The 25,347-nt window shown below is 38.2% G+C and carries 26 protein-coding genes and 5 pseudogenes; 26 read left to right on the plus strand and 5 right to left on the minus strand.

Going from position 1 to position 25,347, the window contains the following annotated elements; genetic code table 11:
• Positions 1–204: 204 nt before the first annotated feature.
• From ACDZ29_RS20760 to ACDZ29_RS20795, 8 genes are all read left to right on the plus strand, one after another.
• Entirely contained in the window at positions 205–1,059 is an 855-nt protein-coding gene (locus ACDZ29_RS20760; RefSeq protein WP_289324631.1) for a MurR/RpiR family transcriptional regulator, read from the plus strand.
• A gap of 227 nt (positions 1,060–1,286) precedes the next feature.
• A complete protein-coding gene (locus ACDZ29_RS20765) occupies positions 1,287–2,771 on the plus strand; it encodes an amino acid permease (protein ID WP_289324632.1) in 1,485 nt (494 codons plus the stop codon).
• A 148-nt stretch (positions 2,772–2,919) separates the two neighbouring features.
• Positions 2,920–3,750: a GNAT family N-acetyltransferase gene (locus ACDZ29_RS20770; RefSeq protein ID WP_375088531.1), complete on the plus strand. Its 831-nt coding sequence runs from the start codon at positions 2,920–2,922 to the stop codon at positions 3,748–3,750.
• Between the two features lie 108 nt (positions 3,751–3,858).
• The gene (menC, locus tag ACDZ29_RS20775; protein WP_289316857.1) at positions 3,859–4,974 is read left to right on the plus strand and encodes an o-succinylbenzoate synthase; all 1,116 of its coding nucleotides are present in this window, start codon (positions 3,859–3,861) and stop codon (positions 4,972–4,974) included.
• Positions 4,975–5,363: 389 nt separating this feature from the next.
• A complete protein-coding gene (locus ACDZ29_RS20780; protein WP_375088532.1) occupies positions 5,364–5,747 on the plus strand; it encodes a YkvA family protein in 384 nt (127 codons plus the stop codon).
• Positions 5,748–5,762: 15 nt separating this feature from the next.
• Positions 5,763–5,891, plus strand: coding sequence for a hypothetical protein (locus tag ACDZ29_RS20785; RefSeq protein WP_375088533.1), 129 nt, complete (start codon positions 5,763–5,765; stop codon positions 5,889–5,891).
• Between the two features lie 57 nt (positions 5,892–5,948).
• Positions 5,949–6,377 (plus strand): Rrf2 family transcriptional regulator, encoded by a 429-nt coding sequence (locus ACDZ29_RS20790; RefSeq protein ID WP_289316855.1) that lies wholly within the window; start codon positions 5,949–5,951, stop codon positions 6,375–6,377.
• 185 nt (positions 6,378–6,562) lie between these two features.
• A complete protein-coding gene (locus tag ACDZ29_RS20795; protein ID WP_375088534.1) occupies positions 6,563–6,763 on the plus strand; it encodes a hypothetical protein in 201 nt (66 codons plus the stop codon).
• Between the two features lie 316 nt (positions 6,764–7,079).
• Here the strand turns inward: ACDZ29_RS20795 and ACDZ29_RS20800 are convergent, their stop codons facing one another.
• Complete coding sequence (locus ACDZ29_RS20800; RefSeq protein WP_370014636.1) at positions 7,080–8,513, minus strand: aldehyde dehydrogenase family protein; 1,434 nt, start codon at positions 8,511–8,513, stop codon at positions 7,080–7,082.
• 27 nt (positions 8,514–8,540) lie between these two features.
• Positions 8,541–10,175: an acetolactate synthase large subunit gene (locus tag ACDZ29_RS20805; RefSeq protein ID WP_375088535.1), complete on the minus strand. Its 1,635-nt coding sequence runs from the start codon at positions 10,173–10,175 to the stop codon at positions 8,541–8,543.
• An 817-nt stretch (positions 10,176–10,992) separates the two neighbouring features.
• Between ACDZ29_RS20805 and ACDZ29_RS20810 the strand changes: the two genes are divergently transcribed.
• The 14 genes and pseudogenes from ACDZ29_RS20810 to ACDZ29_RS20875 form a co-directional block, all read left to right on the plus strand.
• On the plus strand, positions 10,993–11,394 hold the full coding sequence (locus tag ACDZ29_RS20810; RefSeq protein WP_375088536.1) for a YybH family protein: 402 nt from the start codon (positions 10,993–10,995) through the stop codon (positions 11,392–11,394).
• Between the two features lie 293 nt (positions 11,395–11,687).
• Positions 11,688–11,906 (plus strand): hypothetical protein, encoded by a 219-nt coding sequence (locus ACDZ29_RS20815; RefSeq protein WP_375088537.1) that lies wholly within the window; start codon positions 11,688–11,690, stop codon positions 11,904–11,906.
• Positions 11,907–11,921: 15 nt separating this feature from the next.
• Positions 11,922–12,182, plus strand: a complete 261-nt coding sequence (locus tag ACDZ29_RS20820; RefSeq protein WP_370014639.1) for a metal-sensitive transcriptional regulator — start codon at positions 11,922–11,924, stop codon at positions 12,180–12,182.
• Between the two features lie 86 nt (positions 12,183–12,268).
• Positions 12,269–12,748, plus strand: coding sequence for a DsrE/DsrF/DrsH-like family protein (locus tag ACDZ29_RS20825; protein WP_289324642.1), 480 nt, complete (start codon positions 12,269–12,271; stop codon positions 12,746–12,748).
• 27 nt (positions 12,749–12,775) lie between these two features.
• Complete coding sequence (locus ACDZ29_RS20830; protein ID WP_375088538.1) at positions 12,776–13,141, plus strand: rhodanese-like domain-containing protein; 366 nt, start codon at positions 12,776–12,778, stop codon at positions 13,139–13,141.
• A 21-nt stretch (positions 13,142–13,162) separates the two neighbouring features.
• Positions 13,163–13,459, plus strand: a complete 297-nt coding sequence (locus tag ACDZ29_RS20835; protein WP_289316842.1) for a rhodanese-like domain-containing protein — start codon at positions 13,163–13,165, stop codon at positions 13,457–13,459.
• A gap of 54 nt (positions 13,460–13,513) precedes the next feature.
• Positions 13,514–14,086, plus strand: coding sequence for a sulfurtransferase TusA family protein (locus ACDZ29_RS20840; protein ID WP_375088539.1), 573 nt, complete (start codon positions 13,514–13,516; stop codon positions 14,084–14,086).
• Between the two features lie 7 nt (positions 14,087–14,093).
• A pseudogene (locus ACDZ29_RS20845) lies at positions 14,094–14,216 on the plus strand (DsrE/DsrF/DrsH-like family protein); the annotation flags it as partial.
• 48 nt (positions 14,217–14,264) lie between these two features.
• The gene (locus ACDZ29_RS20850) at positions 14,265–15,392 is read left to right on the plus strand and encodes an MBL fold metallo-hydrolase (protein ID WP_375088540.1); all 1,128 of its coding nucleotides are present in this window, start codon (positions 14,265–14,267) and stop codon (positions 15,390–15,392) included.
• Between the two features lie 36 nt (positions 15,393–15,428).
• Entirely contained in the window at positions 15,429–15,656 is a 228-nt protein-coding gene (locus ACDZ29_RS20855; RefSeq protein ID WP_375088541.1) for a sulfurtransferase TusA family protein, read from the plus strand.
• 51 nt (positions 15,657–15,707) lie between these two features.
• Positions 15,708–16,487, plus strand: a complete 780-nt coding sequence (locus tag ACDZ29_RS20860; protein ID WP_375088542.1) for a sulfite exporter TauE/SafE family protein — start codon at positions 15,708–15,710, stop codon at positions 16,485–16,487.
• 539 nt (positions 16,488–17,026) lie between these two features.
• A pseudogene (locus ACDZ29_RS20865) lies at positions 17,027–18,320 on the plus strand (IS110 family transposase).
• Between the two features lie 1,049 nt (positions 18,321–19,369).
• The gene (gene sigH, locus ACDZ29_RS20870) at positions 19,370–20,038 is read left to right on the plus strand and encodes an RNA polymerase sporulation sigma factor SigH (protein ID WP_289324656.1); all 669 of its coding nucleotides are present in this window, start codon (positions 19,370–19,372) and stop codon (positions 20,036–20,038) included.
• Between the two features lie 269 nt (positions 20,039–20,307).
• Positions 20,308–20,457: pseudogene (locus ACDZ29_RS20875) on the plus strand (IS110 family transposase); the annotation flags it as partial.
• Positions 20,458–21,074: 617 nt separating this feature from the next.
• On the opposite strand, the gene ACDZ29_RS20880 reads toward ACDZ29_RS20875, so the two are convergent.
• The 3 genes from ACDZ29_RS20880 to ACDZ29_RS20890 form a co-directional block, all read right to left on the minus strand.
• Entirely contained in the window at positions 21,075–21,368 is a 294-nt protein-coding gene (locus ACDZ29_RS20880) for a putative quinol monooxygenase (RefSeq protein WP_289324658.1), read from the minus strand.
• A 102-nt stretch (positions 21,369–21,470) separates the two neighbouring features.
• Positions 21,471–22,112, minus strand: coding sequence for a nitroreductase family protein (locus ACDZ29_RS20885; RefSeq protein WP_375088543.1), 642 nt, complete (start codon positions 22,110–22,112; stop codon positions 21,471–21,473).
• Positions 22,113–22,189: 77 nt separating this feature from the next.
• Positions 22,190–22,618: a MarR family winged helix-turn-helix transcriptional regulator gene (locus ACDZ29_RS20890; protein ID WP_056529680.1), complete on the minus strand. Its 429-nt coding sequence runs from the start codon at positions 22,616–22,618 to the stop codon at positions 22,190–22,192.
• Between the two features lie 937 nt (positions 22,619–23,555).
• Between ACDZ29_RS20890 and ACDZ29_RS20895 the strand changes: the two genes are divergently transcribed.
• The 4 genes and pseudogenes from ACDZ29_RS20895 to ACDZ29_RS20910 all read left to right on the plus strand — a co-directional run.
• Positions 23,556–23,828, plus strand: a complete 273-nt coding sequence (locus ACDZ29_RS20895) for an HU family DNA-binding protein (protein WP_207441015.1) — start codon at positions 23,556–23,558, stop codon at positions 23,826–23,828.
• Positions 23,829–24,119: 291 nt separating this feature from the next.
• A pseudogene (locus tag ACDZ29_RS20900) lies at positions 24,120–24,802 on the plus strand (transposase); the annotation flags it as partial.
• 89 nt (positions 24,803–24,891) lie between these two features.
• Complete coding sequence (locus tag ACDZ29_RS20905; RefSeq protein WP_370014651.1) at positions 24,892–25,101, plus strand: hypothetical protein; 210 nt, start codon at positions 24,892–24,894, stop codon at positions 25,099–25,101.
• Positions 25,062–25,199, plus strand: a pseudogene (locus ACDZ29_RS20910) (IS3 family transposase); the annotation flags it as partial. The gene ACDZ29_RS20905 and the pseudogene ACDZ29_RS20910, both read left to right, overlap by 40 nt.
• Positions 25,200–25,347: the final 148 nt, after the last annotated feature.

The following is a 25,347-nucleotide window of genomic DNA, read 5'->3' on the forward strand; positions in this document are numbered from 1 at the left end:
GATCATAATCAATTTCTGGATACCAAAATTTAATACGATCTTAATGACAAATTTGTTGCCGTGACTGATATTAATAATTATCAAAAAAATCTAAAAACTTCTTCTTTTTCTAATTTAGTTGTGATAATGTATAAAATATAGAAGTATTAACTTCAACATTTTTTTATAAAGAAGTATTTAATTCATCAGAATAGGAGTTATATTATGGAACATCTTCCTTTTAAATTATTAGTGAAAGAAAAATTTCACCATTTATCGACAGGTCAAAAAAAAGTTGCCGCTTACCTGATTGAAAATTTGGATGAAGCCGCCTTTAAAACGGCTTTTCAAATTGGTCGGAAAGCGGAGGTTAGTGAAACAACGGTCATTCGGTTTTCCTATTCATTAGGATTTGAAGGGTTTAGTAAAATGCAGGACAGAATTCAAAAACAGCTGCTGCACCAAACTCAAATAGATATGTCCAATGGGGATGCCATTCTCCGCATGGATGACAAGCAAGATCCATTTACCAAAGTGATAGAAAACGAAGTACATATTTTACGACATCTATTAGATCATACGAACGTTCAGGATATATGGAAAGCAGTCGATGTCCTGATAAAGGCTGACCAAATATTAATTGCAGGGCATCGGATTTCCCATGCTGCCGCCTATTGGTTCTCCTATACGCTAAGTTCATTAAGGGAAAATGTAAGTTTATGTTCACCAACAGGTGACTTCTATGAAAAGTTTTGTAATCTCACTGACAAGTCTGTTTTAGTTGTTTTTTCCTTTCCAAGATATGCGAATGAAACATTAAAAGTTGCTGAGTGCGCCAAAGAACAAGGAGTTTGTTTAATCTCAGTTACAGACCGCCTCCTGTCACCTGTTGGTCGTATCTCTGATATTGCACTGACAACTGAAGAGAACGCAGAGACCGGAACCAATTCAATCGCTTCCGTTATTAGCTTATTGGACTTGGTTATTGCAGGCATACATGATAAAGACGCAAAACGGATCCATACCCATCAGCAAAAATTAGAAAATCTATATTCAAGCTATGAAGTGTTTAATGAGTGAGTTTTAATGAAGTTAAAATTCATGTAAAGGAGGTGAATATACAGCCCAAAATCCTAATATTACAGCAACCATGATAGGTTTAGGCTGCGATTTAACGCCTGGTCTGCACCATCCTGATATGAAATTTAATCTAGGTTATTTATGGAACGAAAATTTTAATTAACACAGTAATTATGGCGGCAGGAGAATAAAATTTTTCACTTTAAAAATTAATGAAGGGGTGTTTTATGGGAAATATCGCACAAACATCACAAACCGGTGGCCAAGCAGCTACTGATGAAAAACAACTGGAGCGCAAGCTGAAACCAAGGCATCTTTCCATGATTGCAATCGGTGGAACCATTGGAACGGGACTATTTTTAGCGAGCGGTTCCATCATTCATACTGCGGGTCCTGGAGGAGCTGTAGCTGCCTATATAATTGCCGGAATCATGGTTTTCTTTCTGATGACAAGTTTAGCCGAAATGGCTGCCCTTATTCCTATTACAGGCTCTTTTAGTACCTATACATCAAGGTTTGTCGACCCGGCATTAGGATTTGCGATCGGATGGAACTATTGGTATAACAATGCAATCGTAGTCGCTCTTGAATTAGCAGCTTCCTCTCTGATTATGAAATATTGGCTGCCTTCTGTTCCGGGCATCATTTGGAGCGCATTATTTCTTGCAATCATATTTGGCCTGAATATTTTATCGGTAAAAGGATATGGAGAATCAGAATTCTGGTTTGCCATAATAAAGGTTTTGACGATTATCATTTTTATAGCAGTAGGGCTATTAATGATTGTAGGAATCATGGGAGGGGATGCCGTAGGTTTTGAAAATATCACCAAAGGAGAGGCACCGTTTAAAGGAGGCTTTTTATCCGTTATAAGCGTCTTTATGGTGGTTGGGTTTGCCTTTCAAGGCACCGAGTTAGTAGGAATTGCGGCCGGGGAGAGTGAAAACCCAAGCAAAAATATTCCCAAGGCTATTAAGCAAATCTTCTGGAGACTACTCTTGTTCTATGTTTTGGCGATAATTGTGATTGGATTTTTAATCAGCTATAATGATCCGCGTTTGTTAAGCTCGGATATTGAAGATATTGCGGTAAGTCCCTTCACTCTAGTTTTTCAAAACGCAGGGCTTGCCATCGCTGCCTCCGTTATGAATGTGGTAATCCTTACTTCGGTTCTTTCTGCAGGCAATTCTGCGATGTACGGAGCTTCTCGTGTCCTTTGGGTGCTTGCGAAAGAAGGAAAAGCCCCTTCGTTTCTAAAAAAAGTGAATGCAGGCGGCATTCCAGTGAACGCTGTGTACTTTTCTACCATCGTTGGGATGGCAGCTTTTCTAACCTCTCTTTTTGGTGAAGGCACTATTTATACTTGGTTATTAAATGCTGCAGGATTATCCGGCTTTATATCCTGGTTAGGAATTTCGATTACACATTATCGTTTCCGGAAGGCGTATATTGCACAAGGAAGAGATTTGAAAGATTTGCCTTATGTATCAAAATGGTATCCATTCGGTCCGATATTAGCCACAATTTTATGTGTAACGGCTATCCTGGGACAAAATTACTCTGCTTTTTTCGGCCCTGAGATTGACTGGTATGGAATTTTAATTTCGTATATCGGGCTTCCGTTATTTTTCCTGGCTTTTCTAGGCTATAAAATCTTTAAGAGAACAAAAATGATTCCATTGCAAGAGGCTGATTTCAGTAAAGTGGAATAAGTTCTATGGAAAGTATTCCATTTAAAAATAATGTATTTAAATGATAGCTTCAGTGCCTAGCGACGACAAGCCGTCAGCTGTGAAACTAACTTTGCCATCTTATGGTTGGGTTTATCAAGGCACTTGTGCTATTCCAAGGAGGATGACCATGACGAAAACACAGGAAATTGTAATTCGTTCCCTTCATCGAATTGAAGAGCTAGAGGACGTAAGAAAGCTAGAATCTACCATTTGGGGAGAAACCGATTCAACCCCCTCACACCAAACCATAACAGCTGTGAAAAACGGTGGTTTGGTTTTAGGAGCTTATATGGAGGAGCAGCTGGTTGGATTTCAATACAGCTTTCCGGGATTCAATGGGCAATCAGCCTATCTTTGTTCACATATGCTGGGTATAGATGTGCAATTTCGCAACAAAGGAATAGGGGAAAAGCTAAAGCTGGCACAACGTGAGGAAGCGATAAAGCTCGGCTATTCCGTTATTACCTGGACATACGATCCGTTGGAAAGTGTTAATGGGTATTTAAATATAGCCAAGCTTGGTGGGGTCTGTTCTACTTATATCGCAAACTGCTATGGTGAAATGGATGACCTGTTAAACAGTGGAATTCCTACAGACCGCTTCCTTGTCGAATGGCATATTGGAAAGCAGGAAACAACGGATTATAGAGGACCGGGAATCGCGCTGGACTATGTGATGGAGAACTCGCTAATACAATGGGATACCGATAAAAAAGGATTACCTGTTCCTTCTCTCACTCTTCCGTTGCCTGAACAGGAATGTGGCACAGCTTTTGTGGCCATTCCAAAGGATTTCCGAACAATAAGAGACACAAATATTCAAGCGGCCACTGAATGGCGAATGAAAACTAGTGAAATTTTCACCAATCTATTTCAGCAAGGATGGCAGGTAACAGATTTTATAAAGAATTCTAAAACAGAAATTCCCGTTCATTTTTATGTACTCTCATTAAAATAAACTAGTTAATTTTAATGAGAGTTCGAAAATTCAGGCTGCTGTCAGCCTTAAATACAAAATGGTAAGACTGTTATTTAACGGTTTTATAACCAAAAGGAGAATTTTCTAATGAAAATTAAACAAGTTATTTTGAGGCATCTGAAGCTAGACTTGCTTCAACCTTTTACAACTAGCTTTGGGACGGAATACAATAGGGATTTTATCCTTGTTGAAGCCAAAAGCGATGATGGCATATCCGGATGGGCCGAATCTGTTGCGATGCTCGACCCTCTTTATAATGAAGAAACCCTTAAAACAAACTGGCACATACTCGAAGATTATCTAATTCCAATTATTCTAAAAAACGAAATCCGGCATCCTGATGAAATCTCCGAAAAATATTTTTCTCATATTCGCGGTAATTATATGGCAAAAGCTGCTTTAGAGGGTGCTGTTTGGGATCTGTATGCGAAAAGGCAAAATGCTTCTCTATCGAGTGTGTTAGGTGGAACAAAAAAGGAAATTGAAGTGGGGGTAAGCATCGGAATAAAGGACTCGATTGATTCGACTCTAGATATGATCGAGGCTCGCCTCGGTGAAGGCTACAAGCGTTTTAAACTAAAAATCAAACCGGGCTGGGATGTTGAATTAATAGACAAGGTCCGAAAAGTATATCCTGAAATCCCTCTCATGGCAGATGCAAATTCAGCTTATACCTTACAAGATATAGACCGGCTATCCGCCTTGGATGAATTTAATTTAATGATGATTGAACAGCCGCTTGCCTATAACGATATCATTGACCATGCAGATTTACAGTCAAGGCTAAAAACACCTATTTGTCTGGATGAAAGCATTCACTCATTAGAGGATGCAAGGAAAGCGATTAAATTAGGCAGCTGTAAAATTATTAATATCAAGATTGGCCGTGTCGGAGGTTTGACTGAATCCAAGAAAATCCATGATTTATGTCTTGAACATGAAATTCCACTTTGGTGTGGGGGGATGCTAGAATCCGGCATCGGAAGAGCGCATAATATCGCAATCACATCCCTGCCAAACTTCACTCTTCCTGGAGATACCGCAGCTTCCTCCCTCTACTGGGCAGAAGATATTATTGACCCTGAAGTTACAGTGGAAAACGGAATGATCATGGTTCCAGAATTGCCCGGAATTGGCTATGAACCAAGTTTGGAAAAAATCAATAAGTATACTATACATAGTCAAACCTATAATTTAAGTTAGAATAGGGTTTGAAAGACACGTCTAGGGCAGTTCCTTGGTTCAACATCAGTTTCCTTACATTAAAGGCATGATTCCCTAAAAAGGGAACATGCCTTTTTATGTAGTGAGGGGTATTTCTATAGTTTATCGTACTAACTTTTCTTCCTTCTTATCTTGATAAATAGGAATCTCTTTTTGGCTTATAGGACTATGTATATTTGATATATTGAGTCTTTTATTTTAACTAAAATCGAATTCCTTAATGACCTAATGAAGCTTTAGCTTAAGATCGGGGCTGTCCTTAAGTCAGCTTATGCTATCCTCATTGAGGGAGGTTAGGGCAATAACAATCTTTTGTAAATCTTACTTGTTATAATGGTAATAAAATCTTAACCATTATAGGAGATAAGATGCTTAAGGAAATTAAGACTTGGACGAGAAATTTAAAACGACAGATTTTTATCCTTTACTTTGCTTGTAAAGATGAACGGGTGCCTTGGTATGCAAAAGTGTTTACGGCTTGTGTTGTAGCTTATGCATTCAGTCCGATTGACCTAATACCAGATTTTATACCGATTCTTGGTTACTTAGACGATGTAATTCTCGTTCCATTAGGGATAATTATTGCATTAAAGATGATACCAAAGACTGTTTTAAACGACTGTGAATGTAAGGCAGAAAAAATGATGAAAAAGGGTAAGCCAAAGAATTGGATAGTCGGTTCAATAATAGTATTGATTTGGGGCTTAATTTTAATATGGGCAATTATTTATATTTATCGCTTACTCAAATAACAGGTGCTTTACTTCATGACGGAGGAGCTGTTCATCGGCTCTTATTTGTATGCAGCTATCGGGGCAGGAAAGGTGATGAGGTTCCTAGTTGAGTCGGATTTGCGAATAGAGGAGATCAATACCTTGTTATTGATCTCCTCTTAAATTATAATCAATTACAGACATTGAGGGTCTTTAATGTATTTATAAAGGAGAGAAACCATGAAATATTCAAGAGCCACAAATTATGCTTTACACACAATGGTATATTTAACTATAACTCCAAAGGGAAAGTCTATTGGAGTAGAACAATTAGCCAAATTACAGGAGCTCTCACCAACATACCTTTCTAAGATTTTAACAAAGCTTGTTAAAGCAGGACTAATTGAATCTAATCCTGGTGTTAATGGCGGATATAGTATAGTAAGACAATCTCATGAGATTTCTTTTTTAGATGTAATTCATGCAATCGAAGGTAAGGCAACTTTATTCAATTGTTCATTGGAACATGAGGTTTTTAATAATGAAGATTGTTTAATTGAAAATGTGATGATTGAAGCAGAAAAAAAGATGAAGGATGAACTAAATAATAGATATATTATTGATATTGCTAAACAAATCAAATCAACAAAGAATCATGAAGGTTTATGATTCTAATTTTTTATACTAATTATAGATATTAAGTGTCTGTAAAACACTTAATTTAAACATGGGGTGAAATGTTGGGACCCTCTTGAATAGTCATCCAAAATGCCGGGATGCCTGCTGTTAATAAAGATATAGGGCAGGTGAGTATTGTCGGGCATTGCATAATCAAACGATGGAGGCGATAAACAATGGTTCCCACATATGATACCTTATTTGAGATGGTTCAATCTTATTATCGAATTAAATTGGGCGAAAAAGAGGCATCACTGCTTGTGATCGGTGCAGGTGGCGGAAATGAAATTCGGCATGGGGACCATCTAACCCAAAATGATCATTCATTGGAGTTGATCCTCTTGAAAAGATGCTTAAGATTGCTGAAAATAAAGTAGTTTAGCTAGGCTTGGAAAGTCGCGTCAGACTCTTTCATGGAACAATTGACGACTTACCACTTTCAAGATTTTATTCTCCTGCACTTTTTGCGGGCTGGATTTGCCAGGCTGAATGATTTATTGTAAATAACAGCGATGAGTTAACCCTATAGGGGTACAGGCAGGAAAATCCGGATTTGCAACGTTAAGGAAATAATAATTTCTGATTGTGCCCATTAATAATACAATAAAAACATTAATTTACGACAAAACAAGAAGACGAAATCTTTAAGATATCGCCGTCTCATATACTACGGGTTTATAATTTCCCCTATGTTCATTTGTCGCTTATTTTAAAGCTGATAAACTTTTGCTCCATCATTTCATGCATCGCATATTTGACGCCTTCTCGGCCAACACCGCTGTCCTTCCAGCCACCATAAGGCATATTATCAATCCGATAAGTTGGGATATCATTGATTACGACTCCACCTGTTTCCAATCGTTCCGCCGCATAAAAAGCTCGTTCTATACTCGGTGTCATCACTCCTGAATTCAATCCGTAGCGCGAATCATTTGCATCATTGATGGCTTCATCCAACGTATCGAATGGGTAAATGCAGACAATTGGACCAAATACTTCGAAACGAAATACCTTTGAGTCACGATTTACATTGGTTAAGACGGTAGGCAATAGTACATTGCCCTCCACTGTACCGCCGCACTCAATTTTTGCTCCTTCCTGTACTGCCTCGTCAATCCAACTTTGTAACCGTTCCAATGATTTTTTTGAAATAACCGCTGTAATATTTGTACTTTCCTCCAGTGGGGAACCGATGACAAGCTGTTTTGTTGTACTTACGAATCGATCTAAAAATTGTTGATATAGTGATTTGTGGACATAAATTCGTTGAATCGAGATACACACCTGCCCATTATTCGTAAATGAACCCATCACACTTCTTTGAATAATTTTATCGATGTCGACTCCTTCATCAATGATGAACGGCGAATTGGATCCGAGTTCAAGGGTAAGCTTACGGAAGCCTGCCTGCTGCTGGATAAGGTGTCCGACCTCTACACTGCCTGTGAAAGTCACTTTTTTTACATGTGGATGGGTCGTCAAGGCTTCACTTAAAACATCCCCTTTGCCCGGTATGATGTTCAATACTCCATCTGGCAACCCTGCTTCTTTAAAAATATCGGCAAGAACCAGTGCACTCAACGGGGTTTGTTCGGCAGGTTTTAACACAATCGAATTTCCAGCCGCAATAGCTGGACCAACTTTATGGGCGACCAGATTAAATGGAAAGTTAAATGGGGTAATCGCTGTAACGACGCCAATCGGGGTGCGAACCGTGAAGCCAAAACGGTTTACCCCACCCACTGCCGCATCCATCGGGATTTGTTCTCCATAATTGTTCTTTGACGCTTCTGCAGCAAAACGATAGGTCTGAACCGTACGATTCATTTCTTCACGAGCATTTCGAATCGTTTTCGCCGCCTCTAGAGAAATGATTTTCGCAAGTTCTTCACTGCGTTCTTCCATGATTGCTGCAGCTTTAAATAAAATTTCTGCTCGTGCATGAGCCGGGTAGGATCGGTATTTCTGAAAAGCGGCATTGGCCTCAACAATCGCTTCAACGGCATCCGCTGGTTCAGCCTGTCCGATTTGTGCAATTTCTTCGTTTGAATGGGGATTATATAATGGCTCATATGATTTAGCCTCCCGCCATTTACCACCAATCCACAATTGCCACTTTTTCTTCATCTGAAATCCCTCCAATAATATCTGCTTTTATAATTTACAAATATAATCACCTAGTGTTTTCGAGAGCTTTACATTTTCCGAATAATCGACATCCACATCAATCAAGACAATTTCCTGACTCGAAATAGCTTCTTCTAATGCATGAAGCAATTCATCGGAGTGGGTTACTTTCACTCCTTTAACCCCAAAACTTTTTGCGAATCCTAAAAAGTCTGGGTCTGTAAATTCAATCGCATTCGTACGATCAAATTTATTCAATTGCTTCCACTCAATTAGGCCGTATTTTGAATCATGGAAAATGACTATCACGAAAGCAAGACCTAGACGTTTTGCAGTTGCCAATTCAACCCCATTCATCAGAAATCCACCATCTCCTGTAACCGCAATGACAGGTTTATCAGGTTTTGCCAGTTTGGCTGCGATTGCTCCGGGAATGGCAATTCCCATCGATGCAAAGCCATTGGAAATGATAGTGTGATTAGGCATTTCCGGCTGATACATCCGGGCAATCCATAATTTATGGGCACCCACATCCGAAATGACAATCGCATTACCCTTTTCCGCCCTTTTCAAATCGGCGATAATTCGCTGAGGGATAATAGGACTTCCTGATACATCATCAGAAGAATGAAATTTTTCAATGATCTGAGACCTTAACTTTTTCACTTCTTTCCAAAGCTCTTTTTTTGCTACACCAGTGGTCAAGGCTTCGAGTGCCTCCGTAACGTTCCCGACCAACTCAGCTTGAACGGGGTAATAAGCATCAATCTCAGCCGGTCGAGCATCAATATGAATAATCGGATTCATTGCCTCATCGTTCCAATACTTTGGCAAATACTCGACGAAATCATAGCCGACGGTGATAATAAGATCAGCCAAATCAAACCCGCATAGAACATAATCCCTTGCTTGCATCCCTACTGTAAAAAGGGTCAATGGATGGTTAGAAGGTAAAACTCCTTTGGCCATGAACGAATTCACAACGGGAATTTGCTTCTCTTCTGCAAATTTCCGTAAGGACTCAGCAGCTCCATCGCGGACTACGCCATTACCAGCTAGAATAATAGGCTTTTTAGCACGATTTATTAAATCGACGGCTTTTTTGATTTCTTCCTCGGCTGGGCGGGATCTAGGCATTGGTGTAACCGGAAGAGGTTCACCTTCTGTATCCATCATCGCCACATCTTCCGGGAGTTCTATATGAACAGCTCCCGGCTTTTCTATGACTGCAGTTTTAAATGCTTTACGGATAATTTCCGGAATCGTATGCGGCACCTTAATTTGTTGATTCCATTTCGTTACTTCATTAAAAACCCCAATAATGTCCACATATTGATGCGACTCCTTATGAATTCGATCAAGGCCCGCCTGACCAGTAATCGCAACAACAGGGGAATAATCCAGATAAGCACTTCCTATCCCTGTCAATAAATTAGTTGCACCCGGTCCCAATGTGCCCAAACAGACGCCGGGCTTTCCAGTTAGCCGGCCATAAATGTCTGCCATAAAAGCTGCAGCTTGTTCATGATGAACCAAGATAAATTTAATATCAGAGCTTATTAGAGAATCAATAAAATCTGTATTTTCCTCACCAGGTATCCCAAAAATATACTGAACCCCTTCATTCTCTAAACATCTTACAAACAAATCAGATGCCTTCAAATTATTCCCTCCTCGACCATTTCAATTTCTTTCCCTATATGTTGGCTTTGCCTACTAGAAATTATGTATTTGCGTATATTAAAACCAATTCGAACATTTGCAACTCTGTATAAAGAAATTCAGGTTCAAGTAAATGAACCTCAATAGTCATAACTAGGTTGGGTAAAATGGATATCGCAAGTCGATTAATTATCATCTCATTTATTACTGTTGCATTTGTTGTAATAGCACTTGTCCTTTTTCTTATCAATTTATTAATATTTGACCGAAATCAGAAGCATCACGCCATACTACGGAATTATCCAGAACTAGGCAGGGTGCGCTATTTTTTTTAGAAAAAATCGGACCGGAATTTCGGCAATATTTATTTAACGAGGAAACTGAAGGGAAGCCATTTTCAAGGGATGACTACGAACATATTGTTAAAAGCGTAAAGTATAGGCGATCTTCTAGTCTTAATGAATAATTAAAATTATATCTTTGGAAAAATTTTAACGTTGGAAAAGAAAAACAGTGGATTATGATGGTAGCAAAAAACTCAAGCACCAATTGAAAATAGTACGGGCAGAAGTATATCTAGAGGAAGTGCGGACGGGTTCTCTCGTGATACCAGGGTCATTTCCTGAAATTTACAGTTCATGTCGTGAGTTGAATCTTAAACATAGAAGAGATGGCACCACTGTATTTCATTCTTACTGTTCATTACACTGTTTATTTTTCTTATTCACTTTATGAGCAGGATAACCCAACAAGGCAGTCGAATATCCATTAGTATTAGTCGGGTCTCATGTGCGAGAGGTGGAATAGGAGGGTGAATATGCAAAATCATGAACTGGAACATGTCATAAAAAATGCAGACAGGGCAATAAATAACGAGGATTTCGATCATTTGATGGAATTCTATTCAGAGGATGCAACTTTAATTGTCAAACCTGGAACATTCGCAAAAGGGAAAGAAGAAATACGTCGGGCATTCGTTGCTATCGCTGATTACTTTAATCATAGTTTAATAGTCAATCAAGAAAAGATGGCAATAATCGAAACGGGTGATACGGCATTGGTTGTGGCAAAAGCCCAGCTTAGTGCCAATCAAAAAGACGATTCCGAATTCTCTATGGAAAGAACCGCGACATATGTATTTAAAAAGGATTCCACGGGTACATGGCGCTGTATAATCGACAACTCTTATGGTGCTGAAATAATTGAAGAATTAAAGTAATTAGTGAAAGCTGCCGTACTAGGTGGCTTTTATTATTTTAATAAAAGTATGAATTAAACGGCTTGACAATATACCCCCATAGGTATAATATGAACTCACAAGTTAAGAACGCATAAATTCACGAGTAAAACGTGCAAATTCACGAGTAAAACGTGCAAACTCACGAGTAAAGCGCACAATTCTAGTCATTGCTTATAATAATCTTCGTTATTTTGGTCCTGTTTACGTATAAATGATATGTACCTGTTAAGGGCATTCCTTGCCAAAAGAATGAAGTAAAGGATGCCATTTTATTGGATATAAGGGCTTTTAATCATGAGCGTGATGATGTCGATAAGGAGGTTTTGAATGTTCCTTGTGCCTATTTAAAACGTTTTAATGAAGTAATCCCATATGAAAACATTCATGTAATTGCTTCTGATAAATTGGAAGTGAACTTGCGGCTGCACTTCTTAATTGGCAAAGGAATTAAGGTAACCAGTTATGAGATTAGTGATTGTCTTTGTAAATAGATGGGTGGGTAGAGTATGGAATATGATAAAAGCGTCATTAATCGCTTGAAGCGGATTGAAGGACAAATTAAAGGTGTTCTTGGAATGATGGAGCAGGGGAAAGATTGTAGGGAAATCGTCATTCAGTTATCTGCTTCACGTAATGCCATCGACAGGACCATGGGCGTTATTGTAAGTGACAATCTTGAGAAATGCGTTCGGGAAAACGTCGAGAAAGGCGAAGGCACTGAACATCTAGTCAATGAAGCGGTTGAGTTACTGATTAAAAGCAGGTAAAAGAATTTGGCATCGAGAAGGTAAATGGCAAAACATTGGAAGTGAATGAAGGTTTGAATTAAATATCATTCAGGGGGAACACATATATGACTGAAAAGAAAAGAACGACGATCATTTTATTTAGTGGTGATTATGATAAGGCAATGGCTGCATATATCATTGCCAATGGTGCGGCAGCTTACGATCATGAAGTGACCATCTTCCATACATTTTGGGGATTGAATGCTTTAAGGAAAGATGAGTCGATGATATTAAAAAAAGGATTTCTTGAAAAAATGTTTGCAAAATTGATGCCCCGTGGTTCTGACAAAATGGGTCTATCCAACATGAACTTTGCTGGAATGGGTCCCAAAATGATCAAACATGTGATGAAAAAACATAACGCCATGTCACTCCCGAATTTAATTGAGTTGGCCCAAGAACAGGAAATCAAACTAATAGCCTGTACGATGACAATGGATTTATTGGGCTTGCAGCAAGAGGAATTATTGGATGGAATTGAGTATGCTGGTGTTGCGGCTTATTTAGCTGAAGCAGAGGATGGAAATGTAAACTTATTTATTTAAATATGGGTACAGGAGGGATTAGGCTAAATGGGAACTATATTTAATATCATCATATTAGGTGTCATCGTTTGGTTTCTATATCAGCGATTTGTCCCGGTAAAGGGGATAAAAAATATAAATGCGACTGAGTTAAAAGCGGAGTTGAATAACAAAGGTGATAAGCAATTCATTGATGTCCGTACGCCTAATGAATATAGGGGCAACCACATTAAGGACTTTAGAAATATACCTTTAAACGATCTTGGCAGGAGGGCGCAAGAACTTTCAAAAGATAAAGAAGTAGTTGTGATCTGCCAAAGCGGGATGAGAAGCAGTCATGCAAGTAAAGCATTGAAAAAACTCGGATTTAAAGAAGTCACCAACGTAAAAGGCGGCATGAGTTCTTGGCGCTAATAAAAGGAGGGTCTCCAAAAGATGAAAGAAATTTTACCGAATGAAGTGAAGGCATTATTGAAGGGAAACTCGCCAGTCCATATTATTGATGTGCGGGAGGTCGATGAAGTAAAGGCAGGGAAAATACCAAATGCTTTGAATATCCCGTTGGGGCTAGTGGAATTTAGAATGCAGGATCTGGATAAATCAAACGAGTATATCATGGTCTGCCGATCAGGGGGAAGAAGTTCAAGGGCTGCACAGTTACTAGAGGATCATGGATATAAAGTGGTGAACATGATGGGAGGTATGAATGAATGGGAAGGTCCCATAGAATAATTTTTAAATCTAAATATACCCCCACTCCTATTTTAATGAAAGGAGGAAATAAAAATGATTAAAACAAATTCCGTTTTGGATGCTAAAGGTTTAGCTTGTCCAATGCCAATCGTAAAAACGAAAAAAGCCATGAACGGATTGGAAGCAGGGGAAGTGCTGGAAGTTCAAGCGACTGATAAAGGGTCAACTGTCGATATGAAAGCCTGGGCGGAAAGTACAGGTCATCAATATTTGGGTACCGTTGAAGAAGGAACCACACTAAAACATTATCTTCGGAAAGCAAGCGGAGAAGAAACAGAATTGAAGAAGCATGAAAAAATAATTTCAAATGAAGAACTTCTACAAGTATTGGAAGAAAATAAAAATACGATCATCCTGGATGTACGAGAATCTGCAGAGTACGCTTTTAATCATATTCCTGCAGCTAAATCCCTACCATTGGGTGAATTGGAACAACGTATGGGTGAACTGGATAAAGAGTCAGAGATTTTCGTGATTTGCCGAACTGGCAGCCGAAGTGATCTTGCTGCACAAAAACTGATGGCAGCTGGATTTGAACAGGTATTCAATGTTGAACCTGGCATGAGACAATGGAGTGGTCCTATACAAAAATCCGTAAATGAATAAAAGGGTGTGTCAAATGACCATGGACGTTTTGGGCATGGAAAAAGTAGTTTTCGTTGACGGCATCGAAGTGGGCGGAGCGGTCACATTTTTAGAGTTCGCTATAGTTGCTGATGTTACATTAACCTTTTAATGAAGGTAAAAATTTTTGAAATATTAAATACTATAGGGGGTATGAAAGATGACGTTTAAGCAAATGACAGCCGCTGAGGTAGCAAAGAAAGTAATCAATAAAACGGACTTATTCATCTTGGATGTTCGAAATGAAAGTGACTTTAATGATTGGAAAATTGATGGACAGAACTTTGAATTTCTCAATATCCCTTACTTCGATCTACTGGATGGCGTAGTAGAAATTCTCGATCAAATTCCGTCCAATAAAGAAATCCTGGTAGTATGTGCAAAGGAAGGCTCATCTATTATGGTAGCTGAAATGCTATCTGAAGCTGGATTGGATGTTTTTTATTTAAAGGGCGGCATGAAAGCATGGAGTGAACACTTGGAACCAGTGAAAATCGGCGAGTTGACCAAGGGGGGAGAAATTTACCAATTTGTTCGACTAGGTAAGGGCTGTTTATCTTACATGGCCGTTTCCAATGGTGAAGCTGCCGTTATTGATTCTACTAGAATGATTGGTGCATACCTTGATTTCGCCGATGATATCGGGGTGGAAATTACGCATGTTCTTGATACGCACCTACATGCCGATCATATTTCAGGTGGAAGACGAATAGCGGAAAAAACAAATGCAGCTTACTGGCTGCCGCCAAAAGATGCGGCTGAAGTAACTTTTGAATATCAGCCATTAGAAAGCGGTAAAGTGATAACGATTGGTCATACATCGTTTGATATCCAAGCATTATATTCCCCGGGCCATACCATTGGATCCACTTCATTTGTGGTCGATCAAAAATACTTGCTTTCCGGAGATATACTATTCATCGATTCCATTGGCAGACCGGACCTAGCTGGATTGGCTGAGGATTGGGTTGGAGACTTGAGAGAAACACTGTATACACGTTATAGGGAATTATCAGACGAGTTAATCGTATTGCCATCTCATTTCATGATCATCGATGAATTGAATGAAGACGGAAGTGTCGCTAAAAAGTTGGGTGCGCTGTTTGCAGACAATCATGGATTGAACATTGCCGATGAAACGGAATTCAGAGCGCTGGTAACAGGTAATTTACCGCCTCAACCAAACGCTTATCAAGAAATTCGCGAAACCAATATGGGGAAAATTGAACCTGATGATGAAAAACAGCGCGAAATGGAAATCGGACCAAATCGCTGTGCCGTTCGTTAAGTTTAATAAAAAATTGAAAAATTGGAGAGATGAAAAATGCATTCAGATAAAGTATTAGATGCTAAGGGACTAGCTTGTCCAATGCCGATTGTTAAAACGAGAAGAGCCATGAATGATTTGCAAACCGGGCAAGTGCTGGAAATTCATGTAACCGATAAAGGAGCTAAAGCCGACCTGGCGGCTTGGTCAAGATCCGGTGGCCATGAACTGATGGAAACGGCAGAAGAAAATGATATACTGAAATTTTGGATCAGAAAAGGCTGATAAAAAGAAGGGAACCATTAGGGTTCCCTTCTTTTAAGGGAGGCACTTACAATGGATATCACCTTTATCATGACCATCTTTTTGATTGGTTTTATAGGATCATACGTTTCTGGAATGCTCGGCATCGGTGGCTCGATAATAAATTATCCAATGCTGCTGTTTATTCCCCCCATCTTTGGTTTAGTGGCATTCAGTGCCCATGATGTGACAGGTATAAGTGCCGTACAAGTTTTATTCGCTTCCATCGGAGGGGTATGGAGCTATCGGAAGAGCGGACATTTGAATAACACGCTCATTATCTATATGGGGATCAGCGTGTTAATAGGTAGTGTTATTGGAAGTTTTGGATCACAATCGATGTCGGAAAACGGAGTGAATATCGTCTATGGCATTTTGGCGTTGATAGCGGCTGTCATGATGTTCATTCCGAAGAAAGGCATAGATGACATTCCTTTGGATCAAGTTACCTTTAACAAATGGCTTGCGGCCATCCTTGCCTTAATCGTTGGTTTAGGTGCTGGTATAGTCGGGGCTGGAGGGAGCTTCCTATTAGTTCCCATCATGCTCATCGTTTTAAGAATTCCAACAAGGGTAACGATAGCGTCTTCCTTAGCCATCACATTCATTTCATCCATTGGTGCAACAGTAGGGAAAATCTCAACGGGACAAGTTGATTACTATCCGGCATTAATCATGGTTGTTGCTAGTTTAATTGCATCTCCGCTTGGGGCAATGGCCGGTAAAAAAATGAATGTAAAAGTCCTGCAAGTCATACTTGCTCTCTTGATTTTAGCGACGGCTGTGAAAACTTGGATAGGGATCGTGTCTTGAGGCACATTACTCCTTCCTTGACAGGGAAGGGGTCGTGGGTTCGAATCCCTCACAGGTCATCAACTACCAAAGGCTCAAATCCTTGATATAACAGGGATTTGGGTCTTTTTTTGTTTTCAAAGATATAGTTCATAATATATTATTTACTCAATTGGTGGCGTATTGGTGGCGGATAGAGCAGCATTTAAACGTATTACAGGACAATTTACTTGTAATAATTAATATTTCAATGAACTGTAGGTAAAGCCTTTTGCTTATTCAGCTAATGATGGAGGTTAAAAAGAAGACCATCAACTTATTCCATGTTGGTCTTCTTATAATTAAATGTTAGTGCTTTTTATTTTGTCTAAAGGGTGCTTTGCAATATTTAAACAATGGCTATGTTAAAGGAACTTGTTGATTTTCTTATTGAACTGACGGGGCAGCATTCCTGTAATAACTGAAAATGAGGTTTGAACGAAAAAAGACCTCTTGATAAGATGAATGTGTCCTGAGCTGCCCAGCTAAAAAGGACAATACATCTATTTGGAGGTCTCACAATGAATTATAACCAAAATCATAAAATCTCTCAAATTACTTCTGAAACCTTAATTGTCGGAGTAGATATAGCCAAGCACAATCATGTCGCGAGAGCACAGGATTTTAGAGGATTGGAACTAGGTAAAACGTGTTTCTTTGAAAATACGAAAGCAGGATTTCATTCGTTTCTAGATTGGATTACCCAACTTGTTAAAGGGTGTAAGTTAAATCAAGTGATTGTAGGCATGGAGCCAACCGGTCACTACTGGTTAAATCTAGCTCATTTTCTAAAAGAGAATAATATTAAGTTCGTATCTGTCAATCCACTACATGTTAAACGAAGTAAAGAATTAGACGATAATTCACCTACAAAGAATGACGTGAAAGATGCAAAAGTCATCGCACAGTTAGTCAAAGACGGAAGATACGCCGAACCAACAATTCCACGAGGAATTTATGCAGAACTCGAGTGGCCAAAAAACTTCGCGATCTTCTCAACGTTGATTTACAGGTCGTTCAGGGACAAGTTCATAACTGGCTTGATCGTTACTTTCCCGAATTTTTGACGGTGTTCAAAAGTTGGGAAGGCAAGGCAGCTATTCATTTTCTAAAGCTAGAAGCTTTGCCACATGAACTTGTAAATTATACGGATGAAGAGCTCTTACTTTCCTTAAGACAAGTGGTAAAACGCAGTATAGGCTTAAAGAAGATACGAGCACTTAAAGAAGCAGCCAATCGTTCGATTGGTATTCGTCAAGGGGCAGCTATGGCGAAATTAGAGTTGAGAGCTTTACTAGAGAAGTATGATTTTATTCAAATGAAATTCGAAGAAATAGATCATCAATTAGATCAGTTATTAGACCATATCCCAGGTGTCACACAGATGTTAGAGGTGTCAGGAATCGGTCGAGATACAGTAGCAGGCTTTTTCGCAGAGGTCGCGACCTCAGAGACTATCAACATCCTCGCCAAATCGTAAAATTAGCAGGTTTAAGTTTAAAAGAAAACACATCCGGAAAGCACAAAGGTCAGACCAAGATTACCAAACGGGGACGAAAGAAATTAAGGGCTCTCTTATTCCGGGCAGCCATGATACTGGTGGCAAAGAACAAGGCTTTTAAAGCTCTTCATATATATTACACAACACGTTCTCACAATCCCTTAAAGAAAATGCAATCTCTGATAGCTTTGTGTAACAAGCTTATTCGAATTCTGTTTTCAATCGGTAAAAAACAATTTACGTTTCAAGAAGACAAGATGTTAAAGGATATCCCTCATATGGCAACATTTGTAGACCATCGAACAGTCGCATAGTTCATTGAATTTTAAGGTTACACGGTCATTTAATTAACACTTATTTAAAAGTGAAGCACGGATTAGTCGGCAAAGCAACTAACGTGAGGACTTAGATCCTGTGGGGCAGCATGACCGACATCCACCTCTGGAAAGGTTGAACGAAGGAATGGAGGAGCATCGACTCTGTGAGACATGGGAGGGTTGACCTCCATGAGACATGTGGATATCCAAAAGTGCGATCATGACATTGCTTAAACTAATTTTTTCCTATAATTGGCTAGTTTAGCATACACTTTTTTCGATAAATCCCTATCCTTGAGGAGTAATGCCGAGCTTACATAGATAACGGTTAATGATATGACTATGAAATCCTAAGAATTCTAGAGCAATCGTGAGATTGTGTTTAGTTTATTGATGGAGGTTAGTTCGAGAAGCGTAGTGTATTCCAACTGTGACACAAAAAAAGGAAACGAATTAAAAACACCACATATAATACTATTGAAGGAGTTGATAACTATGGAACTTGTTGTCGGACTACTATCTTTTGTTGGTGAAATAACAACGGCGTGGGCAATTTCAGCTTGGAGTTATTACCAAGAAAAACTTGGCAACAATTAATTCCTTCTTCATAAGGACTAATCAATTTGGTTAGTCCTTATTATTTTTCAAGGGAGCAGTTTGTGTTCACCGTTTATACTACGCGGTAAAGACTTTTAATCGATAATTACTTTCTTCTTGTAAAAAATAAGATAATAATTAATAAGAATGCAACTCCATTAAACTGCCCGTTATTGAATAAGGTCACTTATATTTTACCATAAAATTCAAGTTGTTAGTTTTTTATCCTTAGAGCAACGATCTTTTAGAAAACAGCCTAAAAAAAGGTGTAAACGGTTCCTTCAAACTAAACGAAGGTGTATAGGAATGTAGTTAATTGTCGAAATAATCTAATATCATCAGAGGTTGCTATAGGTTATTATTAAATAAACTGGTAATTTATCGCATATAAAATGGTCGTCTGTTTAAACAACAAGGCTCAACTGAATGCAGCCGCTGGAGGGATTTGAGTGAGTATAGCTATCGAAGTAAAGCCGTCATTCCTATGTGCTAATTTAGAAGATGGAGTATTAATAGAAAAAGTCCGACAAGGAAATATGGAGGCATTAGAAGTTCTCTTGAAGAAATACCAATCATTTGTAAAGGTTAAGGCTAACAAGTACTTCCTAATTGGGGCAGATAAAGAAGATATTATCCAAGAGGGGATGATAGGATTGTTCAAAGCCATTAGGGATTATAATGGCGAGAAACAATCTTATTTTAAAGCGTTTGCAGAACTATGTATCACGAGGCAAATTATTACAGCCATCAAGGCAGCTACTCGTCAAAAACATACTCCGTTAAATTCTTCTATTTCGCTTGATATGCCTATATATGAAGAAAATCCGGGCCATACTCTTATGGAAGTAACGACAGACACCGTTATTTCTGATCCCGTTGCGATATTGATTGATAAAGAATCTGCTGATGATTTGGAATTAAAATTATCTGAGGTTCTAAGTCCGTTAGAAAAGAAGGTTTTGGCTTTTTACTTAGAGGACCTTACCTATATAGAAATGTCTAATAAATTAAATACTCACGCCAAGTCTATAGATAATGCGTTGCAGAGAGTGAAGAGAAAATTGGAGAGTTTATTGGAACTTAGAAATAGCCAAGCAATAGAAGGTCACCTTCGATAGATAAAAGAGTCGTCTTTTTTTAACGTCTTTTACAAAGGGTACAGTTTATTTTACTGGTTGACCTTTTTTTAATAGAATCTATTATATCAGTAGCCAGGGTAGGACGTACGGGTGCGTGGGGCTTGATCCCGTGAACTAAACTGTCCGCCCCCTACTTGTAGAAACATGTTTGAGGCTGGTTGGGAGGCAGATCTCGTATAACAAGCGAAGCTATGACACTACATGGAGGACTAGGGGTAAATGGTTAATAAGTAGAGGAAGTAAAGATAATGAATCCAGTTGTTGATCTGGATGTGGCAAAAGGAGAGAGTCAAGTACAGGCATTCTTAGATCAATCTAAACCGTATGGGAAGAGCTTTTCAATGAAGCATATCAAAGAGGAGTTAGAGCATTTTTTAGAATTTCTAAAAGAAATTGAAGGTGTGCCTTTCGGGCGTCCGAAAGCTCAAGTAACGGAAGAGTTTAAAGAAGTCTATGATTTATGGAAAGTAGGAGAGATGACAGCTGTTAAAGCCATGTCGGAATTAGGGGTTAAAAAGACGTCTTTTTATAAACTAGTTAAAGAGTATGAAAATGACTTTAAAAAGATTATTTTATAATAGAAGAAAATCGTCAAAAAATTAGCCGGCCATCCCTAGATATTTCGCTTCATGGTGGATGATACCCATCCTGGGTGAATGAAGCATATACACTTTCAGCCCTCCTTTTAGAATTCGCATGAACATCAAAATAATTAACAACAAAAATCAAAAAGTGTCAAACAACGAAATCTCCAATTTAATGGAGAAGCAAAATAAAGAAGAACCGAGAAATACAACATTGGCGGATGCTTTGGAAAACTGAATTCGATAAATAAATGGAACTATTTGCATTCCTCTTTCCATGGAAATTGTCACACAGATTATGTACGCCGAATAAGCGCGTGATGTTCGAGAAAATGGAATAGAAATAAACAAGAGTTGCAGCTTGTTTTACCGAAGCAGCAACTCTTTGTTTTATAAGATGGGATATAGGAAATCCCATACATTTTAACTCATTATTTTAATGGTTGTCCTTCAAATGCGTTAACATTTAAAGGTGAAGAGAGGAATTCTTTAGCTTTACCAACAAACGAGGTGAAGTGCTCACTTGAATTATGGCTTTCAACCGCTAGATGATCTTGCCAAACTTCAACCATTGTAAATTCATTGTCTTTTTCTGTAGCTTTGTGAAGAGTGTAAGAAACATTTCCACTTTCCGCTCTTGAAGCTACGATTAGCGGTTGAATCTCCTCTAGAAATGCATCTTGTTTTGCTGGATTAATATTGAATACGGCATGAATGATAATCATTAAACGTCATCCTCTCTTTTGTTAAGCATAATAAACTTAATATATAATTATAGTAAAAATAACATACTCGGTTGAAATTTAATGAATGGATTCTTTATTACATTACTTCCATTGTGCGACTTTATCAATTGGAAGACGAACTGATTGATGGCCATTATCTGCTGCTTTACCGATTGAAATTAGCATAACTGGTACGTATCGATCTTTATCTAATCCAAAAGCTTCTGCGATTTGGTCTTTTTCATAGCCACCGATTGGATTTGTATCATAGCCATAAGCACGAGCGGCAAGCATTAGTTGCATGGATACAAGACCACCATCAACTAGAACGACCTCTTTCATTTCTTCACTAGTGATTTTTTCGAAATATCCAGCAAATGAGGCTAATATGTTTTCTTTTACTTCTAAAGGCATAAGCCCTAAATCTACAGCTTTACCGTAGATTTCTTCGCCGTTATCAAAATTGTTCATATCACCAAATACGGCAATTACTGCGGAAGATGTTTCGACTTGATTTTGGTTAAAGCGAGCAAGAGGTGCAAGTGTTGCTTTTCCCTCAGGACTATCAATTACAAGGAAGCGCCATGGTTGCATATTAACTGAAGAAGGAGCAAGTGTCGCTAAGGTAAGTATTTCCTCCATTTCTTCCCTACTGATTGTTACGGATTTGTCGTAATTTTTTATGGAGCGGCGTCCAGTGACAATTTCTTTGAAATCATTTGTTAATTGTGCTGTAGTAGTCATAGTTGTTAGTCTCCTCTTTTTAACTTTAGTAGTTTAATTTATAGTTATTCTCATTTCAAATTGTAACGAATCAAGTGTTAGACTTGGCTTATATTTTTTTGAATGCGTGTCAGCATATCTGTTAACTCTTGACGTTCTTCTTCTTTAAAATCTTTAAGCATCAAAGTGACAAAACGAGCCTTTTCAGCTTGGTAGAGAATAATTTGTTTGCGACCATGATCTGAAAGACAGACAAGAGTAAATCGATTATCCTCCGGATCTTTGCGTCTTAAAATCATCCCAGTCGCTTCAAGTTGTTTTAAATGCCGGGTAATCGCTGCACCGTCAATGTTAACCTCTTTTTGAAGTGCTGTTTGACTAATTTCATCAACTTGATAAAGCTGATATAAGATATCATGTCTTGATTGACTAATGCCGGTACAACTTTCAAATTTTGAACTTATCTGTTTGTTAAGGCAGTTCATTATATATAAAATAAAAGATTCATTAGAACATGAATTCGTCAAGAAACACCCTCTTTTCATACGTTAGACAAAATAATTGATAGCTCAATAGTTGATGTGTCAATTAATATACTATACCCTAAATAATAAAGCAAGTATTTTAGTACTGCAACTTTTGCTTAAATATGATCTAGACCAAAATGTTGCTCTATCTCCTTTTTGATTAGGCAATCTTTTCAAGAAAGCTCAGTAAACCTTTGGAGCTTTTAGCCAAGGTATAAGTATAATAAAACTGCCCTTAAATAAAGTGGAAAAGTTCATCTGAGAGTCTTAGACCAAGACTATTCTTCGATTTATGTGCCATAATACAGAAAGTGAAGGAGCGAATGCTCCATCACTTTCTGTATGCTACTTCAATCAATTAAATTTCATTGAGTATGATGCCTGTAAATGATATTCAAGTTCTTTGTATGTTATGTGTGTGGAGATTTAAATCTAATGGTCTAAGTGCACTGAATGGGCTCCTATCATCAATAAATCCAGCTAGACATAAAACAGAAGGGTTAAGTTTAGAACCATACTTTTCACATCTCATCATACATAAGGAAACACATGGGGATAAAGTATTCGTACCAATAGATTTAAAGAGAATTTGGAATCGTTTATAGCAATGAAAAAAAGCAACCGTTTGGATATAAAACGGTTGCTTTTTTATAAACTGTGGTCTAGGAGTATTATAATAGTCGTTTCGGGATTCCTTCGCAGGATGCAATAATGAATATGAATTGAATTTACAGGTCCAAGTACGGAAGTTCAACATTTGTGGTTTGCTCTGTTTACTATGCTCAATATAAGGTTACAGAAAAGTGAGCTCATTTTAGTTTACATAATACTGATTATTAACAGTCAGTCCAGTTTCTTTCCTTCCTTGAAGTGGAAAACAAAGGGGATATATGTTATGTTTGGGTCTATAGTATATTTATAAAATTGAGGTGTCTAAATGAATAAAACTGAATTAGTGAAAGCTGTATCAACACAAGCTGAACTGACACAAAAAGATGCTGCAAAAGCAGTTGATGCGTTATTTGAAACGATTTCTAACACCCTTGCTAAGGAAGAAAAAATCCAATTAATTGGATTTGGTACGTTTGAAGTACGTGAACGTGCAGCAAGAACTGGCCGAAACCCACAAACTGGTGAAGAAATAAGCATTGCTGCTTCTAAAGTTCCAGCTTTTAAACCAGGTAAGGAATTAAAAGAAGCCGTTAAATAAATATATATATTTATAATAGTGTGAAAATACTCTGGAGATGAGTCCCCAGAGTATTTTCTATTTAAACGTTGGTTATTGAAATAGTAGAAAGCTAGAGCAGCATACCGACAATCTACACCAGTAACTTGATGGATAGACTTACACCCTGCAATGGGAAAAGAGTTTTTAGGCGTGTGGATTTGATATAAAGTCGAAGGTTTTACAGCAGAAAATTGAGGTGAAAAAATAGCGAGAGGACTAGAACATCAAATGCTATTGCAAGATTTTAATAAAAGTAACGGAACAAATTAGGATATATATTCAGAGGTTTCTTTATCGATGTTAAAGCAATATCCTACCTCAGAGGCGATATTAACAGCCGGAGAAAGTAAACTAGCAGAGAGAGTTATGGAGTTCTGTCCTAGCCGATCTGGTCACTGGGCGTGGGGGAAAGCCAAAAACTAATGGAATCAGCATCTAGAAAATCCATTCCAAAAAAACGTGTATGAAAGTCACGTAATCAATCTTTGTATGTATATGGAGTTGCTTTTTCATTATCAGGGAAACCTTTCTGATTTAGAAGATCGAATAGTGGCCCTGGCAAATGAACTGGAAGAATATAAGATCATCCAATCGATTCCCGGTATCGGAGAAAAAATCGCAGACACGATTATCTCTGAAATTGGTGAAATCGATCGGTTTAATCATCCGAAAAAACTGGTTGCCTTCTCTGGAGTAGATCCAAGTGTTCACTCATTGGGTAAGTTTACGGCAACCATTAAAAAAGAGGTTCGAGCAGACTACGTCATTCTCTGTATCTTGCCGTACTATGCGGCATAAGAAGTTCAAGGAACAAAAAGCTTAAAGCATTCTATGATAAGAAAAAAACAGAAGGAAAACCTGCCAAAGTGTCAATCGTTGCCTGTATGAATAAGTTGCTTCATTGGATTTACGCTCATTTAAAGAGAAAAGAAACATTCCTAGATTTAGCCTAATTAACGGTTTTGTGAAACGGAGGAAAATCCTTTCAAAAGGGTTTTGGAGGGTTATTTGGCATGGTCAAAAATAGTATATCATAAGGGAAATGGAAATTTTAGAGAAAGATATTGACATCATATTAGCTGGTTTAGTTGAGATTCGGAGCTGCCATTTGTTGGCTTTTTTACTTAATGAACTAAATGGGCAGGTTAATGGAGTAACAAAACAGGATATTGGGAAAATTATGGAAGGTTTAATTTATGAAAAAGGAGGAAGTATTTGGTACACCCAAAAACAGCAGAGCAAGCTTATATAGCTATTCAGGAGTATATAGACTTCTACAATACCGATCGCTTCCAAGAAAGATTTAACGGCCTTTCCCCGATTGAATACCAGGAAAAGGCCGCAGCTTGAACTACTCTTTTTTTATTGTCTACTTGACAGGGTTGTGTGCAGACGTTTTCTTTTTTATTTAACAAACCATTCTACTGATAGGAAGATATTAAATTTATCCCTTTTTTAATAATGAATTGGAATTCTGTAATTCACTTAATCCTTGTCT

The sequence above is a fragment of the Peribacillus sp. RS7 genome, from assembly GCF_041956845.1.
Lineage (GTDB): Bacteria > Bacillota > Bacilli > Bacillales > DSM-1321 > Peribacillus.

Coding starts and splice junctions, on each gene's coding strand:
- ACDZ29_RS20790 (WP_289316855.1), top strand. CDS start 5,949: ATGAAATATTCAAGAGCCACAAATTATGCTTTACACACAATGGTATAT.
- ACDZ29_RS20780 (WP_375088532.1), top strand. CDS start 5,364: ATGCTTAAGGAAATTAAGACTTGGACGAGAAATTTAAAACGACAGATT.
- ACDZ29_RS20850 (WP_375088540.1), top strand. CDS start 14,265: ATGACGTTTAAGCAAATGACAGCCGCTGAGGTAGCAAAGAAAGTAATC.
- ACDZ29_RS20825 (WP_289324642.1), top strand. CDS start 12,269: ATGACTGAAAAGAAAAGAACGACGATCATTTTATTTAGTGGTGATTAT.
- ACDZ29_RS20895 (WP_207441015.1), top strand. CDS start 23,556: ATGAATAAAACTGAATTAGTGAAAGCTGTATCAACACAAGCTGAACTG.
- ACDZ29_RS20800 (WP_370014636.1), bottom strand. CDS start 8,513: ATGAAGAAAAAGTGGCAATTGTGGATTGGTGGTAAATGGCGGGAGGCT.
- ACDZ29_RS20760 (WP_289324631.1), top strand. CDS start 205: ATGGAACATCTTCCTTTTAAATTATTAGTGAAAGAAAAATTTCACCAT.
- ACDZ29_RS20770 (WP_375088531.1), top strand. CDS start 2,920: ATGACGAAAACACAGGAAATTGTAATTCGTTCCCTTCATCGAATTGAA.
- ACDZ29_RS20905 (WP_370014651.1), top strand. CDS start 24,892: ATGGAAATTTTAGAGAAAGATATTGACATCATATTAGCTGGTTTAGTT.
- ACDZ29_RS20830 (WP_375088538.1), top strand. CDS start 12,776: ATGGGAACTATATTTAATATCATCATATTAGGTGTCATCGTTTGGTTT.
- ACDZ29_RS20785 (WP_375088533.1), top strand. CDS start 5,763: ATGACGGAGGAGCTGTTCATCGGCTCTTATTTGTATGCAGCTATCGGG.
- ACDZ29_RS20765 (WP_289324632.1), top strand. CDS start 1,287: ATGGGAAATATCGCACAAACATCACAAACCGGTGGCCAAGCAGCTACT.
- ACDZ29_RS20795 (WP_375088534.1), top strand. CDS start 6,563: ATGGTTCCCACATATGATACCTTATTTGAGATGGTTCAATCTTATTAT.
- ACDZ29_RS20840 (WP_375088539.1), top strand. CDS start 13,514: ATGATTAAAACAAATTCCGTTTTGGATGCTAAAGGTTTAGCTTGTCCA.
- ACDZ29_RS20885 (WP_375088543.1), bottom strand. CDS start 22,112: ATGACTACTACAGCACAATTAACAAATGATTTCAAAGAAATTGTCACT.
- ACDZ29_RS20810 (WP_375088536.1), top strand. CDS start 10,993: ATGCAAAATCATGAACTGGAACATGTCATAAAAAATGCAGACAGGGCA.
- ACDZ29_RS20835 (WP_289316842.1), top strand. CDS start 13,163: ATGAAAGAAATTTTACCGAATGAAGTGAAGGCATTATTGAAGGGAAAC.
- ACDZ29_RS20860 (WP_375088542.1), top strand. CDS start 15,708: ATGGATATCACCTTTATCATGACCATCTTTTTGATTGGTTTTATAGGA.
- ACDZ29_RS20855 (WP_375088541.1), top strand. CDS start 15,429: ATGCATTCAGATAAAGTATTAGATGCTAAGGGACTAGCTTGTCCAATG.
- ACDZ29_RS20880 (WP_289324658.1), bottom strand. CDS start 21,368: ATGATTATCATTCATGCCGTATTCAATATTAATCCAGCAAAACAAGAT.
- ACDZ29_RS20820 (WP_370014639.1), top strand. CDS start 11,922: ATGGAATATGATAAAAGCGTCATTAATCGCTTGAAGCGGATTGAAGGA.
- menC (WP_289316857.1), top strand. CDS start 3,859: ATGAAAATTAAACAAGTTATTTTGAGGCATCTGAAGCTAGACTTGCTT.